The sequence below is a fragment of the Ruegeria sp. E8 genome, from assembly GCF_056533985.1.
Genome location: NZ_JBQFOY010000010.1, coordinates 105,095 through 119,452, shown reverse-complemented (window position 1 = coordinate 119,452; position 14,358 = coordinate 105,095). Strand labels below are relative to the sequence as shown.

Sequence of the window (14,358 nt, the reverse complement as noted above, 5' to 3'; positions counted from 1 at the left end):
TGGTTTGCATCTCTGGCGTGCATCGGTCATGACGCGTTCATGACACTCAGATTCAAAGCTCTTTCCGTTCATCTCTTCACCGCAACCGGCGCCGTTTTCGCAATGCTGGCGATGTTGGCCGCCGTCGAAGAGAAATGGAGCCTGATGTACCTGTGGCTGGTGGTTTCTTTCATCGTCGACGGCATCGACGGCCCGCTGGCCCGGCACTACGACGTCAAGAAAAACGCATCCGAATTCGACGGAGTGCTGATGGATCTGATCATCGACTATCTGACCTATGTGTTCATCCCAGCCTTCGCCCTGTTCAAATCCGGGCTGATGGACGGATGGACCGGCTGGTTCGCAATCATCGTCATCACTTTCGCCAGTGCGATGTATTTCGCGGATACCCGCATGAAGACCAAGGACAATTCCTTTTCCGGATTTCCCGGCTGCTGGAACATGTTTGTCATTGTGATCTTCGCGCTCGAGCCCAATTTCTGGGTTATTCTGCTGCTGGTCACCCTGTTGTCGCTGGCCATGTTCCTGCCGCTGAAATTCGTCCACCCCGTGAGGACCGAGCGCTGGCGCAGCCTGACCCTGCCGATGGCACTGGCATGGACATTCTTTGCCGGTTGGGCCGCCTGGGTCGACTTCCACCCCGAAAGCTGGGCGCATTGGGGGCTGGTGATTACCAGCCTGTACCTGACCTTCGCCGGTATCGCCCAACAGATCATTCCGCAGCGCCGCGCCTGACGCCGCGCTGCCCGTTCTGTTTTACAGAACTTCCTGCACCTCGAACTCGGTGCCGTTATGGGTAAAGACGTCACCCTCTTGCAAGCCTGCCATGGCCAGATAAATCGGACTTTGGGTTGAGATACCCATATAGGTTTCACCGTCCACCTCGAACCGCGTTGTTGAGACGCATACAACAAATCTGCGGTTGTTGAACTTGATCACCGAACCCGGTTTGACGGTATCGGCCAGACTGAAATCCGTATTTTCGATCACATCGATCTTTGCGTGATGGGCATGGACAGGCGCGTCAAAGGCAGCCGCCAGATCGGCATTCTCACGCGATGCGGCGAGGTCATCCTTGTCGTGACCTTCCCGATCATCCAGTTGGGCATCCTTCAAAAACGCATCGTAATGAGCCTGCGCTGTTGCAAGCTCTTGCGCCTCTAGCGACATCAACCGGTCGATAATGGTCTTCTTACGGGCTGCACGGTCTTGTTCAGTGGTCATGCAATGCGGTCCTTCAAATTCATCAACTGTATTAAGTTGTGCTCGCGGAAAACGGATTGCAACCGAATTTCGACGCTCAGATCAAAAGCCCCGCCGCGCGTTCATGCCGCAAAAGAGCAACTTTGGTCTCAATGCCACCGTCGCCCGAAAATCCGCCAAGGCCATTGGCAGCCAGCACCCGGTGGCAGGGAATGATCACCGGAATAGGGTTCGCACCGCAGGCCTGCCCGACCGGTTGCGCGGGTTGCCCCAGCTCTTTGGCGATATCCCCATAGGTACGCGTTTCACCAAGTGGAATGGCATACATAAGGTCACAGACCTGCCGCTGAAACTCTGACCCATCAACGCGATATGGCAGATCGAAGCGGTCAAGCTGACCTGCATCATAGGCCCTAAGCTGCGCCGCGGCCTCGCGCAGCAATGCGGTCGGTTCGCCCTCGTTCCTGCCGTTCCAGACTAGACGCGTTAGGGCACCGTCGGTTTCTTCGACACCAAGCCGTCCGAACTGCGTTTCAACGGAAATCATCGCCATGACCTGACGGTTTCAGATCAGACCCCAGAGCACAAGCGCAGAAGCGAACAAAGACCGCGCAATGCGGAATTGTTTCCGGTCAATCTGCGTAAAGTGACGAAACCGGGGTCCCACAGGATGAGGGCAGGTTTGCCGGAGTTTTCTGGGCAGATCGCTCTCCAGCACCGAAAGGGGCCATCAAGACTGATCTGGATCTGGTCTGGGTTGTTCTGGCGCTTGGATATCTATCAACGCTATTTCCCCGAGATGTTCACAATTGCCCCAAAAAGCTGAACGTTGCCCGGTTCAACGTTTTTCGGCAAGACGAATTGATCTGAACAGAAATCGAGGGCAGTTTGATCTTCGCAAACCAAAACATCCCGGTCGATCCCGGACGGCACACCGGTTACTTCACCGACTACAAGGTTTGGAAAGTTCTGACAGACCCAACCATTGGCTTTGATCTGTTCAGCCCGTGCCCACAGACTGTGCAGACATAACCGAAAAAACACCCCCTCGAATGATCTCGAGGGGGTGGTTTGATTTATCCCAGCGCTTCGTTGCAGCGTCCGCAGACACCTTCGTGAGAGTGAAGTCCCACATCCGGCAGGATTTTCCAGCATCGCTGGCACTTATTGCCGTCGGCCTTTTCGAACACGACCGCAACACCCTCGATCTCAGGAACCCGGAACGCCTCGGCCGGGGCCGGATCGCCGGTGACGGTCAGGCCCGAGGTGATGCACATGTCATCCACGTCGAACGTGGCCAGCAGATCACGGGTTTCGCCATCCTCAACATGCACGATGGGAGCCGCTTCGAGACTGGAGCCGATCACCTTGTCCTGACGCTGGATCTCAAGCGCGGCGGTCACGGCACGACGCACGCGGCGCACCTTGGCCATGTTGGTTTCCAACTCGGCATCGCGCCAATCGGCGGGTGTGTCGGAGAAGTCCACCAGATGGACCGAGCTGTCATCGCCCGGGAAGCGCTCCAGCCAGACCTCTTCCATGGTAAAGACCAGAACCGGGGCCAGCCATGTGGTCAGGCGGTGGAACAGGATGTCCAGCACCGTGCGGGCCGAGCGGCGGCGCAGGTTGTCTCCGTCGCAATACAGCGCATCCTTACGGACGTCGAAATAGAAGGACGACAGATCGACCGTCGCGAAGGTGAACACGGCACTGAACACGCCCTGGAAGTCGAAGGACGCATAGCCCTTGCGCACCTGCTCATCCAGTTCGGCCAGACGGCTCAGCACCCAGCGTTCCAGACGCGGCATATCTTCGGGCGCGACGCGGTCGGCTTCGGTGAAGTCGGCCAAAGAGCCCAGCATGAACCGCATCGTGTTACGCAGGCGGCGATAGCTGTCGGCGGTGCCTTTCAGAATCTCCGGCCCGATCCGCTGATCAGCGGTGTAGTCGGTTTGGGCCACCCACAGGCGCAGGATATCGGCACCGTATTGCTTGACGACCTCTTCTGGCACGATGGTGTTGCCCAGCGATTTGGACATCTTGTTGCCCTTGGCGTCCAGCGTGAAGCCGTGGGTCACCACATTGCGGTAGGGCGCACGACCCTTGGTGCCGCAGGCCTGCAGCATCGACGAATGGAACCACCCGCGGTGCTGGTCGGTGCCTTCCATGTAAACGTCGGCGATACCGTCCTCGGTCCCGTCCTCACGGTCACGCAGAACGAAGGCATGGGTCGAACCCGAATCGAACCAGACGTCCAGCACGTCGAAGACCTGATCATAGTCATCCGGGTTGGCGATACCGTCGAGGATCTTCTCTTTAAAACCGTCGGTGTACCAGACGTCTGCACCGTCCTTCTCGAACGCCGCCTTGATGCGCGCGTTGAGGTCTTCGTTGCGCAGCAGGTAATCCGCGTCGGTTGGCAGAGCCCCCTTCTTGGTAAAGCACGTCAGCGGCACACCCCAGGCGCGTTGGCGGGACAAGACCCAGTCCGGTCGCGCTTCGATCATCGAATACAGGCGGTTGCGGCCCGTCTGCGGGGTCCATTTCACCAGTTCATCAATCGAGCGCAGGGCACGTTCGCGGATGGTGTCGCCCATTTCTCCCATGCCATCGTCCAGCTTGCAGTCGACCGAGGCGAACCACTGCGGCGTGTTGCGGTAGATGATCGGAGCTTTCGAGCGCCACGAATGCGGATAGCTGTGCTTGATCTTGCCACGCGCCAGCAGCCCACCGACCTCGGCCAGCTTGTCGATCACGGCTTTGTTCGCGTCGCCCTCACCGCCTTTGCGGGACAGGATGTATTTGCCACCAAAGAACGGCAGATCGGCGCGGAACGAGCCATCGTCCATCACATTGTAGGTGATGACCTGCTCAAGCATCCCCAGATCGCGGTACAGTTCGAATTCTTCCATACCGTGCGACGGCGCACAGTGGACGAAACCGGTACCTTCGGTATCGGTCACAAACTCAGCCGAACGGAAGTCACGGATGTCGTCCCATTCGCCATTACCGCCCTCAGCCCCGGCCAGCGGGTGGGTCAGTTGGACACCTTCAAGTTCATCAGCGGTCACGTCACGAATGCGGGTCCACTGATCATCGTTCAGACGGGCACGGCCTAGCACGTCGGCGGCCAGATTGTCTGCCAACAGGAACTTGTCTCCGACACTGGCCCAGCATTCCTCCGGCGCGCCGGTGACTTCGTACAGGCCGTAGGAGATATCCTTGCCGTACACGACCGCTTTGTTCGACGGCATGGTCCACGGAGTCGTCGTCCAGATCACGACAAAAGCGTCATCCAGGTCGCCAGCGTTTACGACCTTGAACTTCACCCAGATGGTGAAGCTTTCCTTGTCGTGATACTCGACCTCGGCCTCGGCCAGCGCGGTCTTCTCGATGGGCGACCACATCACGGGTTTCGAGCCCTGATAGAGCGTGCCGTTCATCAGGAACTTCATGAACTCGTCAGCGATCACGGCCTCGGCGTGATAGTCCATGGTGATGTAGGGATCGGGCCAGTTGCCGGTGATGCCGAGACGCTTGAACTCTTCACGCTGGATGTCGATCCAGCCCTCAGCGAACTTGCGGCATTCCTGACGGAAGTCGACGATGTTCACCTCATCCTTGTTCTTGCCCTTCTTGCGGTACTGTTCCTCGATCTTCCACTCGATCGGCAGGCCGTGACAGTCCCAACCGGGCACATAGCGCGCGTCAAAACCCATCATCTGATGCGACCGCACGATCATGTCCTTGATGGTCTTATTCAGTGCGTGGCCGATATGCAGGTGGCCGTTCGCGTAGGGTGGGCCGTCATGCAGGGTGAAAGGCGCTCGGCCCTCTTTCTCGCGCAGGCGGTCATAGACGCCGATCTTCTCCCAGCGTTCCAGCCATGCAGGCTCGCGCTTGGGTAGGCCGGCGCGCATGGGGAATTCGGTTTTGGGCAGGTTCAGCGTTTCTTTGTAGTCAGGTGTCTGGATCGTGTCGGCGCACATTTGGGGCGTCCTTTGGGTGATCTGTTCGTCTTATGGCTCGAAGCGGTCGGTGCGAGTTCTCAAACACCTTTGCCCGGCGTCTCAGTGGGTCAGAGCGCCGGGGATATAATTCGAATAATGATGGCCAGACGGTCATACATGGCCGCGCTTATAGGACGCCCTTGCCTAATGGTCCAGAGGTTCCGCCCCCTGCGGCGAATGGCGCAGCTTGGCCCAACGGTTCAGCCACGCCAGACCGGCGAGCGCAAGGCCCAGCGCCAAAAGCGAGAACACCCGGATCAGCCCACCCAGACCGGCAATATCGATCAGGAAGACCTTGGCTACGGCCAGCCCAATCACCACAAGTCCCGCCTTTCGCATCAGGTCCGATTGACGGGCCAGAGACTGATAGAACAGCGCAGCTCCGATCAGCAGCAGAACCAATGTGTAGGTGTAAAGCTCGGGCTGCGTGACACCGTTGCCTTCGTACATGCCCGCGGCACCTTGCCAGACATGACGGATCGCCAATCCCAACCAAAATGCGGCCAAAGCCCCTGCAATGGCATAGCTTCCTTGCATGATCTGTTTTGGCATTTCCTTGATCCGCCAAGCCGAACCCCCGATAGCCAACGCAGGCAGCAAATAGGCTATGGCGAGCGTATTCAGGACCGGCGGTCCAAGCACCGGGTCCGCGTTCGGGTTCAGCAACGGGTTCTGGTCCGTCAAAGCCATCATCAAATAGAAAAGACCATGACCCGCAAAGAACAGGGCCAGCAGATAGCGCAGATAGTTCAACGTGCCGCCCAGCCCGAACCTCTGCACCTGCGCGAACGCAAGCAACAGCCAGATAACGGCCAAAAGACCCAGACCCCAATGGCTGTTGTCGGCGCCACCCTCTCCGAATCCCTCCAACCACCGAAGCAGCAACAACGACAGCAGAATGCCCGCCGTTGCCCAGGCGGCACTCTCGAGCATCAATGCCGCGACTGGCCGCCGCAAGGGACGCAACAGCCACCAGCCCGCCACAAATCCAAGCGTGGCCGTGCCATAAACCATCACCATCTCAGCCAGCGGGGCCGCATTGGCCCAGTCCAGCCCCGGATCAAGCACCAAACGCACGGTGACGGTGAATACTCCTGCCCAGATAAACCAGCTCATTGGCGGCAAGGTGAACTTGCGGTCCAAAGCGGCGGCGACAACAATACTGGCCACCAACGCAACCGTCAGTGCCGCCGAGCTGAGCACGATGACGCAAGCAAAGACCAGACAGGACAGTGCCGACAGTGTGGCCAGAGCGGCGCGCATTCGGTCTTCTCCGTCCACACGGGCAAAACGTTCTGCCAGAACCACCATCAACACGGCCAGAGCGATTGCGTGCAATGCCCACGGATAAGCTCCGATCACCGTGGCCGGGCGCCAGCCGATTTCAAGCGCGATGGCCAGCACGGGCGCAAAAAGCGCGGCGCCTCCGGCCCAGACGGCGCGATACTGATTTGCCTTGAATGATCGCCATGCCGTCAGGGCTGTCATCAACGCTCCTAATGCGACCAGCACGGTGGCAACCATCGGATAGTCGGCTTCGGGTGTTTCCGCATAGGTGGCAGCAAAACTGCGCAGAACCGCGCCGTTTTCGAGACCGTGGGAGGCAACAAAAAACACAAGGCCACCCGCAGGCAGGACAGTCAGGTCTTGAAGGGCGGGCGCATCCTTGGCCCATAGCAGCAGAGCCAGAATGAGGACGGACAGCAGGCTGACGCTCAACCAGAATTCAGCTTCTGTGTCTGCCCAATGCCAGGACAGGATCACCGAACTGGCCGCAATGGCTCCGGCCGCCAGTCGGGTTGGGAATTCGGGCCACGGGCGGGCCTTTGGATGACGGATCATCTGAGACAGCATCGGGCCTGAGTGATCCGGCCAAATCCGCCGAACCGGGAGGGCGGTTGCCAAAAGTGCCAGAACAGTCGCTGCGATCAGATAACCGGGTTCGGTATTCGGGGCCCCGGTCACCAGAAGCAGGTTCGCCGAATAGGCCCCAAACAATGTCAGGACCGAGATCCACGCCCAGCGCCGCACCGTGTCGATGCCCAGCCCCAAAACCGTAATCAGCAGAAAATACGCGTAGAGCCATGAGGGATCTTCAGACGCGCCCCCGACAACGAAGGGTGCTGCGAAGGCCCCGATCAGACCGACAGCAGCCAGTAGAGGACCGTGGAACCAGCCCAGAACAAGGCCGATCAGCGCAACGAGGACCATCCCTGTCAGTGCAGCCTCGGCCCCGATCAGGTTGTATAACTGACGGGCGGACAGGATGGCTCCGAACAGCGTGACTAGACCCGCCCCGGAAAAGACCGAAGGCAAATAGGCAGTTGTTGCGGCCTCGTCATCGCCGAATTTCCGGCGGAGAACCTCGCCTCCGATGATCAGAGCAGAGCCGAAAGCCAGCGCCGCGAAAACGCGGGCTGCGGGCGGTAGCAATCCGCTTTCGACGCCGTATTGGACAAGGAAGATTCCGGCCAACGCAAGTGACAAGGCTGAAACCACGTAAAACCAGTTCTCACGCAACCAAACACCCAGCATCGCAAATCTGTCATGGCGAAACACAACGGCAGGTGAGGGCACATCTGTATCCTCGACTTCGGCGCTCTCGTCTGCTTGTCGTTTTGGGGCCGCCCAGGGCCCCGGTTTGCGTGCCTCCGCTATCTCAGCAGGTTGCTTTACGAGCGCCTCCTGTTCGGGTTGCAACGTGGTCATCGCCTCTCCAGACGCCAAGGCGGCAATCTGCGCCTCCAGTTGCGCAACCCGGCGGCGCAAGCGGGACTGTCCCACCAAAAGCACAATCAATGTCACCGGGATGGCCAGAACAACCAGGCCAACAAGAACAAGCAGCGATTCCAACCGAGTCTCCGATCTTTTTCTGCGGTCAGGCTATCTTGAGCCGCAGGCAAGTGACAGTCAGGAAAGCAGTGCCTCGATAAAAAGCACCGAAATCGCCGTGCGTGAGATCATCGGCCTGACAAGGCCCGGATCTCCGGTAACGCCAGTCGGAAAAACCGTCATCGCAGCGCTGCAAAATTTATGGGTGGAACAGAGACCCGACAAGATACGCGATCAATGCAGCCAGCCCGCCGATCAAAAGCGTTTCCATTCCTGACCGCCACCAGGGGGCCAGCGACCACCGGCTTTTGAGCGCGCCTATCGCAAAGAAGACCCCCAAGGTCATCCAGGCAGATACCGCAAAAGCGTTCGGCACCGAGGCGAGGAACGGCAACAACGGGATCATCCCGGCTACCAGAAACGCAAAAAACGTGGCCAGCGCAGCCTTCATTGGATTTGGATCGACGCCACCCAACCCATATTCGCCTTCGATCATCAGGTTGATCCAGTTTTCACGGCTCGAGGTGATCTCGGCTGTGGCCTCGCTCAGAACCTCGCCTGACAGCCCCTTTTGCGCGAGGATCTCTCGCACTTCATTCCGTTCGCCATCGGGATAAAGCGCGATATGGCGCTCTTCGACCGCCCGGATACGCCGAATGTTGTCCAGTTCGGCCTTGGTGCCGGAATAATTGCCCGCAGCCATGGAAAACCCGTCTGCAAAAACATTTGCCAGGCCCAGCGCCACGATGACAAACGGGGAAAGCCCGGCCCCTGCGACGCCTGCCACGATGGCAAAGGTGGTGACAGACCCGTCGATGCCGCCATAAACAACATCGCGCAACACACCTCGGCCGGGTGGTGCATTGATCCGTTCGGCGATCTCCTGCGGGCTGTGACCGTGATCCGTCATGGCTGGCTCCTCCGACACATTCAGTGTGCCGAAGGATACGCCGAGACGCCTTGTTTTGGATCAACCCTTGGAAAACAGGCCTTGCAGGGCTCGTTTGATAACCCCTCGCGTTGACGGTTTATGCCTGCCAGAGAACGGCAGCGGGCGGCACACTTCCATCGCGGCCACACCTACACGAGCGCCGAGGGCCCCGTTAACCAAACCCTCTCCGAACCGGCGGGACAATTTGCTGAGGACGGAACCGCCCAGAACTGGTTCCAGCAGATCGTCGCCAACGGCCACTGCCCCTGTGGCGACCAGATGCACAAAGACAGCACGGGTCAGGCGCCAACTGCCAAACGTGCCCGCGCGACCACCGTAGATTTCCGCAACCCGACGGATCATCCGCAGCGACGCGGCCAGCGCAGTCACCACATCTGCAAGTGCCAAAGGCACCAAGGCAGTCACGGTCGCAACCTGCCTTGCCGCGGCCTCGACCTCGCGACTGGCAGCCTGATCCAGCGGGGCCAGCACTTCATCTTCGGCAAGGGCCAGCAGCGCTGAGGCATCGAATTGATCCCCCATACGTTCCGCCAATCGTTCACGACCCCAGCGGGTGTCTTCGCGCCCTTTGTAAAAGGCGATCAAACGCGTGGTAACTACGCGGGCCTGAGCCAGATCGTCATCCGCCAATGCGGCATCTGCCGCACGGCGCATTCCGTCGACTCGCGACAAGCGCCCTAGAGCCGCCAGTTCGCGTAGTACAATGATCAGTGCCACCAGAACCAATGCGGCCATCAAGCCAGCGACGATCCACCCCAGGACGGGCGTCCGCGCCACCAACGAGGTTGCGAAGTCCCATGCCGTAACGGAAATGGCGGCCCCGACAACAGCCAGAGCCAACCCCCAGAACCAGCGCGCAAGGACTGACGGTTTGCGGGCAGCGAGTCGTGCAGCGCCTTTCATCGCCTGCCCCTGAGGCTGCGCGATGTCCGGCACCGGCGGCGCTGTCGCGACATCGGCGGCAGGCTCATCCGTTTCAAGATCGATCAGCACCGGGCCTTTAGCCATGGGTCATACCTTTGCTGTGCCAGACAAATCTAATGTCCGGCAGGTTTTCGTCATTATCTGCGCCATCGCTGCGCCCCACTTCGGCGAAACCGTTGCGTTCATAGAACCTACAGGCAGAGGTGTTGGCCTGAAACGCGTACAAACTCAGTTGCGTTTGGTCGGACTTCGCATGGTTCAGCAATTGCTGCCCGATCCCCTGCCCGCGCGCCTGTGCGTCCAGATAGAGCGAGTGAATTTCCGTGCCGTTGAGCGCCAGAAACCCAACCACACCCGCTTCACCCTCGGCCACGGTGACCCAATCCTGATCAATCATCCGGCCGCAAAAAGCGATGGTTTCGGCGCAACTGTGCAGTTTGGGCATCCAGTCGTTTTCCAATGCGAAGCCGTGCAGGATCGCTCCGATTGTACCGGCATCTGTTGTACGTGCAGGGCGCAGGGTCACGATCACAGCCTGTCTCCGATCAGGAACTGGACCGCGCGGTCCAGACGGATATGCGGAGGGCCATCGCCGGGTTTCAGGGTCAGAAACGCCGGGGCAAAAGCCATAAACCCATAGTCCTCATCCAGCCAACTGTCCGCTCCATTTCGTGCCGGACCCAATAGATGCGCTGGATCCTCGGGCAAATCGCCGGGATAGAAAGCAGCCTGTTTCCCGCTATCCAGCAATGTGCCCCTCACGCACGGCAATTCTACACCGTTGTGATTGCGAAACTCTTCGGTCGTGGCGCGCAGCGAGGCCAACGACAACGCCGCCGTTTGTGCGCCTGCGAAATTCGCCCTGTCGCGGGCCTCACGTGTCAAGGCTTCGATGATCGCGGTCAGGCGGGGATGTTGCGTGTGGTGCAGATGGTCGGCTTTTGTCGCCGCAAACAAGATGCGTTCGACCCGTTTGCCCAACAACAACTGGCTGAGCCACGCGTTCCGACCGGGGCGAAAGGCCGACAGGATATCCGCCATCGCACGGCGCATATCCTCGACCGCCTGCGGGCCTTTGTGGATTGCGCCCAGCGCATCGACAAGAACCACCTGCCGATCGATCCGCGAAAAATGATCACGGAAAAAGGGCTTCACCACCTGGGATTTATAGGCTTCAAACCGCCGCTCCATCTCACGATGCAGTGTTCGGCGCCTCGACGGGCCGGACACCGCCAAAGGCGCAAAGGTCAGCACCGGCGAGCCCGCCAGATCACCCGGCAGCAGGAAACGCCCCGGTGTGCAGTCGTAGAACCCTGCTTCGCGTGCCTGATTAAGATAAGTGGTAAAAGACGATGCCAGAGCTTGCGCGGACGGCTCGTCATGCGCACCGGACGGGTCTGTCGCCTTGACCTGCGCCAGATACGCGGCCGCCTCCGCCCGGTTTTCAATGCGCGTAAGGGTTTCCTGCGACCAGTCTCCGTAGGACTTGTCCAGCAAGGCCAGATCCAGCAGCCATTCACCAGGATAATCCACGATGTCCAGATGAATGGTGCGCGGCCCCTGCAACCCGGCAAGCAACCCGGCAGGGCGCGCTTTGAAAGATAGGCGCAATTCCGACACGGCACGGGTGCTGTCTGGCCAATGCGGCGCGGGGCCGGTCAGGGCGGACAGGTGCGTTTCATAGTCGAAACGCGGCACCGTATCGTCCGGCTGCGGTTGCAGATAGGCGGCATTGATCCGGCCTTCTTGCTGCGCGGCCAACCCGGTCATGCGCCCACGATCCAGCAGGTTTGCGACCAGAGAGGTGATGAAAACCGTCTTGCCCGACCGCGCCAGCCCGGTGACACCCAGACGGATGACCGGCTCGAAAAACGTCTCGGACACGCTGTCGCCGATGGTTTCGACACCGCGCACAAGACTGTCTGCCAGTGATGAGATGACCAAACTGTCGCCCCGCAATTTTCGTTTTACCCAAGATAGGTAGAGGGTGCGGCACATACCAGCGCTTTCGCCCCCTTGCCCGTTCCCGCGTCGCGCTGTACCAGCGGCGCATGCCCAGATATGCATTGAAAGTTGAATACCAAGGGGAGCCGTTTGCCGGGTGGCAGCGGCAAAAGGAACTGCCGTCTGTTCAGGGGGCCATTGAAGAGGCCCTGTCCCGCATCCAACCGGGGGCGCATACGATTGCCGCCGCAGGACGCACCGACGCTGGGGTTCACGCGCTGGGTCAGGTTGCCCATTGCGACATGGCCAAGGAATGGGACCCCTTCCGCCTGTCCGAAGCGCTGAACTATCACCTCAAGCCCCAACCTGTGGCGATTGTGAAGGCCGTACGTGTCGACGAAGATTGGCATGCACGATTTTCTGCGTTGGAGCGGCAATACCTGTTCCGCATCCTGATGCGCCGTGCCCCGGCAACTCATGACCGGGGACAGGTCTGGCAGATCAATCATCAGTTGGATGTCGACGCCATGCAGGACGGGGCCAACATGTTGCTAGGGCGGCATGATTTCACAACGTTCCGGTCCTCGATCTGTCAGGCCGCCAGCCCGGTTAAAACTCTGGATGAGTTGCGGGTCGAGCAGGTTCAGGGCTTTTCGGGCCCCGAAGTGCATTTCCACGTACGCGCCCGGTCGTTTCTACACAATCAGGTCCGCAGTTTCGTGGGCACTCTGGAACGTGTCGGTGCCGGAGCGTGGACGCCAGAGGACGTGCGCGATGCGTTGGAATCTGCCGACCGTGCCGCCTGCGGGCCCGTCTGCCCGCCGCAAGGACTGTATCTGGCGCGGGTCGGCTACCCTGACCCGGTATTCGACTAAATCGCGCGTAACAGCAAACCGCCGGCAATCACCGCTATGACAAGGCCTGCGACCAGTTCGATGGTCGGGGCCAGAATCGACGCAAAGCGAGTGGCCGAGGCAGAGGCCAGCAACCCTCCGCGCAGACCGAAGGACGTCCAGCCGACCAACGTCGTTACTGTCGCCGTACCCAGAGCCATTGCAAAAGCACCGGCGATACCCACCATGGCGATCCCCATCTGCCAGGTCAGGATCAGCACAAACAATGCACCGGTACAGGGACGCGCTGCGATACCAGCGATCAGGATCAGGGCTTCGCGCAGAGTACCCACATTTGCGACCTCTTCCGCTGTAGGGCCGTGCCGGTGACCGCAATCCGAGCAGACACCGTCATCATGATGGTGATGATGGTCGTCGTGATCATGCGTGATTTGGGTCTTCTGCCGCCGCGCGAAGCTGCGCACAGCCCGGAAAACCAACCAAAGACCAATCAGCGCGATGGCACCGTAGCTGATCGGGGCCATCACCTGCTCGGTCGCCCCGACAAGGCTTTCGCGCGACATCCGGAACACCAGAACACCGGCATAGACCAACACAACTGCCGTCACAGCCTGACCCAGACTGGACAGCACACTGATCGCGGACAACCGCCAGAACGCCACACGTCGACCCAGTCCGTAACCACCGATCAGAACCTTACCGTGGCCGGGGCCAATGGCATGAAAGAAACCATATGCGAAACAAACGGTCAGCAGCGTGGCCACTGCTTCGGGCTGTTCCGCGCGTGCCGCGCGCAGGGAACGGGCGATCTGGTTCTGGAACTCGCGTTGTTCTCCTGCGGCCCAGGCCGCCAGAGCGTCAAATCCACCACTGCCCCAGAACCAGAGCAACAAACCACAGGCAAGAGCAACCGGAACAATCAGGTAGCGGGACATGAAAGGCGGATCTCGGTGGCAAAATTCTCACCGACCAGGGGAATGTCGTTTTCCTCAAGATCGTAATCTGCATCAAGCGTTAGCAGGAAGGCCTGCATCTGCGCAAGCTGGCCATCAATATCAGGATCGAAACGATCCATCTGGCAGGTGGAAGGGCCGGCGACAACGACCGGGCGCGTCATTTCGTACGCGGTATAGTAAGTCTCATCAAACGCTTTCGCGGACAATGCCGTGGCCGAAACTGCCCCACCTTCAACTGCCCGCAGATGCGTGGTCACGACCCGTCCGTCTTCGGCGGTCGCATGCGGTTCCATCGGGCCGGACAAAGCAACGGGCGAACCGTCAGCAGTTACAACAAGGTCGCCATTGTACCCTTCAACCCATTGCATATCGAAGCCGGTCAGGAACTGTTCTTCGCTTTCCGTCAGAACACCGTCGGCATCCTGATCGAGCTTCATGTCTTCCATAACCAGCAACGAGTAGAACTCGTCATAGACCCAGGTCACGCGGACATGGGTCAGTTGACCGGTCTCATCAATGATGAATTCCAACCCGGTGTCGATGAACACATGCGGGTGGGCCAATGCCGGGATCGGCAGACAACAGGATATGACGGTGAGCAACCAACGCATGTGCGCAAGATAGGTCCCTTGATCCATGGCGGCAACGGCATTCGCTTTCTAAATGCAAGAACCAGCCGACCC

Annotated in this window: 12 protein-coding genes; 2 read left to right on the top strand and 10 right to left on the bottom strand. The window is 59.6% G+C overall.

Annotation, left to right across the window (positions count from 1 at the left end):
* Positions 1–39 precede the first annotated feature (39 nt).
* On the top strand, positions 40–735 hold the full coding sequence (locus ACR0LF_RS14405) for a CDP-alcohol phosphatidyltransferase family protein (RefSeq protein ID WP_480580675.1): 696 nt from the start codon (positions 40–42) through the stop codon (positions 733–735).
* A 21-nt stretch (positions 736–756) separates the two neighbouring features.
* Here the strand turns inward: ACR0LF_RS14405 and ACR0LF_RS14400 are convergent, their stop codons facing one another.
* From ACR0LF_RS14400 to ACR0LF_RS14365, 8 genes are all read right to left on the bottom strand, one after another.
* The gene (locus ACR0LF_RS14400; protein WP_480580677.1) at positions 757–1,224 is read right to left on the bottom strand and encodes a hypothetical protein; all 468 of its coding nucleotides are present in this window, start codon (positions 1,222–1,224) and stop codon (positions 757–759) included.
* A gap of 76 nt (positions 1,225–1,300) precedes the next feature.
* A complete protein-coding gene (locus ACR0LF_RS14395) occupies positions 1,301–1,756 on the bottom strand; it encodes a methylated-DNA--[protein]-cysteine S-methyltransferase (protein WP_480580678.1) in 456 nt (151 codons plus the stop codon).
* A 523-nt stretch (positions 1,757–2,279) separates the two neighbouring features.
* Positions 2,280–5,192, bottom strand: coding sequence for an isoleucine--tRNA ligase (gene ileS, locus ACR0LF_RS14390; RefSeq protein ID WP_480580681.1), 2,913 nt, complete (start codon positions 5,190–5,192; stop codon positions 2,280–2,282).
* A gap of 165 nt (positions 5,193–5,357) precedes the next feature.
* A complete protein-coding gene (locus ACR0LF_RS14385) occupies positions 5,358–8,066 on the bottom strand; it encodes a DUF2339 domain-containing protein (protein ID WP_480580683.1) in 2,709 nt (902 codons plus the stop codon).
* A gap of 178 nt (positions 8,067–8,244) precedes the next feature.
* Positions 8,245–8,955 (bottom strand): VIT1/CCC1 transporter family protein, encoded by a 711-nt coding sequence (locus ACR0LF_RS14380; protein WP_480580684.1) that lies wholly within the window; start codon positions 8,953–8,955, stop codon positions 8,245–8,247.
* Between the two features lie 60 nt (positions 8,956–9,015).
* The gene (locus ACR0LF_RS14375; protein ID WP_480580686.1) at positions 9,016–10,005 is read right to left on the bottom strand and encodes a YcjF family protein; all 990 of its coding nucleotides are present in this window, start codon (positions 10,003–10,005) and stop codon (positions 9,016–9,018) included.
* Positions 9,998–10,453, bottom strand: a complete 456-nt coding sequence (locus tag ACR0LF_RS14370) for an N-acetyltransferase family protein (protein ID WP_480580687.1) — start codon at positions 10,451–10,453, stop codon at positions 9,998–10,000. Before ACR0LF_RS14370 ends, ACR0LF_RS14375 begins: the two co-directional genes overlap by 8 nt.
* Positions 10,450–11,865, bottom strand: coding sequence for a YcjX family GTP-binding protein (locus ACR0LF_RS14365; protein WP_480580688.1), 1,416 nt, complete (start codon positions 11,863–11,865; stop codon positions 10,450–10,452). The genes ACR0LF_RS14370 and ACR0LF_RS14365 overlap by 4 nt, the downstream gene beginning before the upstream one ends.
* 107 nt (positions 11,866–11,972) lie before the next feature.
* On the opposite strand from ACR0LF_RS14365, the gene truA reads away from it, so the two are divergent.
* Entirely contained in the window at positions 11,973–12,740 is a 768-nt protein-coding gene (gene truA / locus ACR0LF_RS14360) for a tRNA pseudouridine(38-40) synthase TruA (RefSeq protein ID WP_480580690.1), read from the top strand.
* Here the strand turns inward: truA and ACR0LF_RS14355 are convergent.
* Complete coding sequence (locus tag ACR0LF_RS14355; protein ID WP_480580692.1) at positions 12,737–13,654, bottom strand: nickel/cobalt transporter; 918 nt, start codon at positions 13,652–13,654, stop codon at positions 12,737–12,739. The genes truA and ACR0LF_RS14355 overlap by 4 nt on opposite strands.
* Positions 13,639–14,286, bottom strand: coding sequence for a DUF1007 family protein (locus ACR0LF_RS14350; RefSeq protein ID WP_480580694.1), 648 nt, complete (start codon positions 14,284–14,286; stop codon positions 13,639–13,641). The genes ACR0LF_RS14355 and ACR0LF_RS14350 overlap by 16 nt, the downstream gene beginning before the upstream one ends.
* Positions 14,287–14,358: the final 72 nt, after the last annotated feature.

Coding starts and splice junctions, on each gene's coding strand:
- ACR0LF_RS14405 (WP_480580675.1), top strand. CDS start 40: ATGACACTCAGATTCAAAGCTCTTTCCGTTCATCTCTTCACCGCAACC.
- ACR0LF_RS14350 (WP_480580694.1), bottom strand. CDS start 14,286: ATGCGTTGGTTGCTCACCGTCATATCCTGTTGTCTGCCGATCCCGGCA.
- ACR0LF_RS14375 (WP_480580686.1), bottom strand. CDS start 10,005: ATGGCTAAAGGCCCGGTGCTGATCGATCTTGAAACGGATGAGCCTGCC.
- ACR0LF_RS14395 (WP_480580678.1), bottom strand. CDS start 1,756: ATGGCGATGATTTCCGTTGAAACGCAGTTCGGACGGCTTGGTGTCGAA.
- truA (WP_480580690.1), top strand. CDS start 11,973: ATGCCCAGATATGCATTGAAAGTTGAATACCAAGGGGAGCCGTTTGCC.
- ACR0LF_RS14400 (WP_480580677.1), bottom strand. CDS start 1,224: ATGACCACTGAACAAGACCGTGCAGCCCGTAAGAAGACCATTATCGAC.
- ileS (WP_480580681.1), bottom strand. CDS start 5,192: ATGTGCGCCGACACGATCCAGACACCTGACTACAAAGAAACGCTGAAC.
- ACR0LF_RS14380 (WP_480580684.1), bottom strand. CDS start 8,955: ATGACGGATCACGGTCACAGCCCGCAGGAGATCGCCGAACGGATCAAT.
- ACR0LF_RS14355 (WP_480580692.1), bottom strand. CDS start 13,654: ATGTCCCGCTACCTGATTGTTCCGGTTGCTCTTGCCTGTGGTTTGTTG.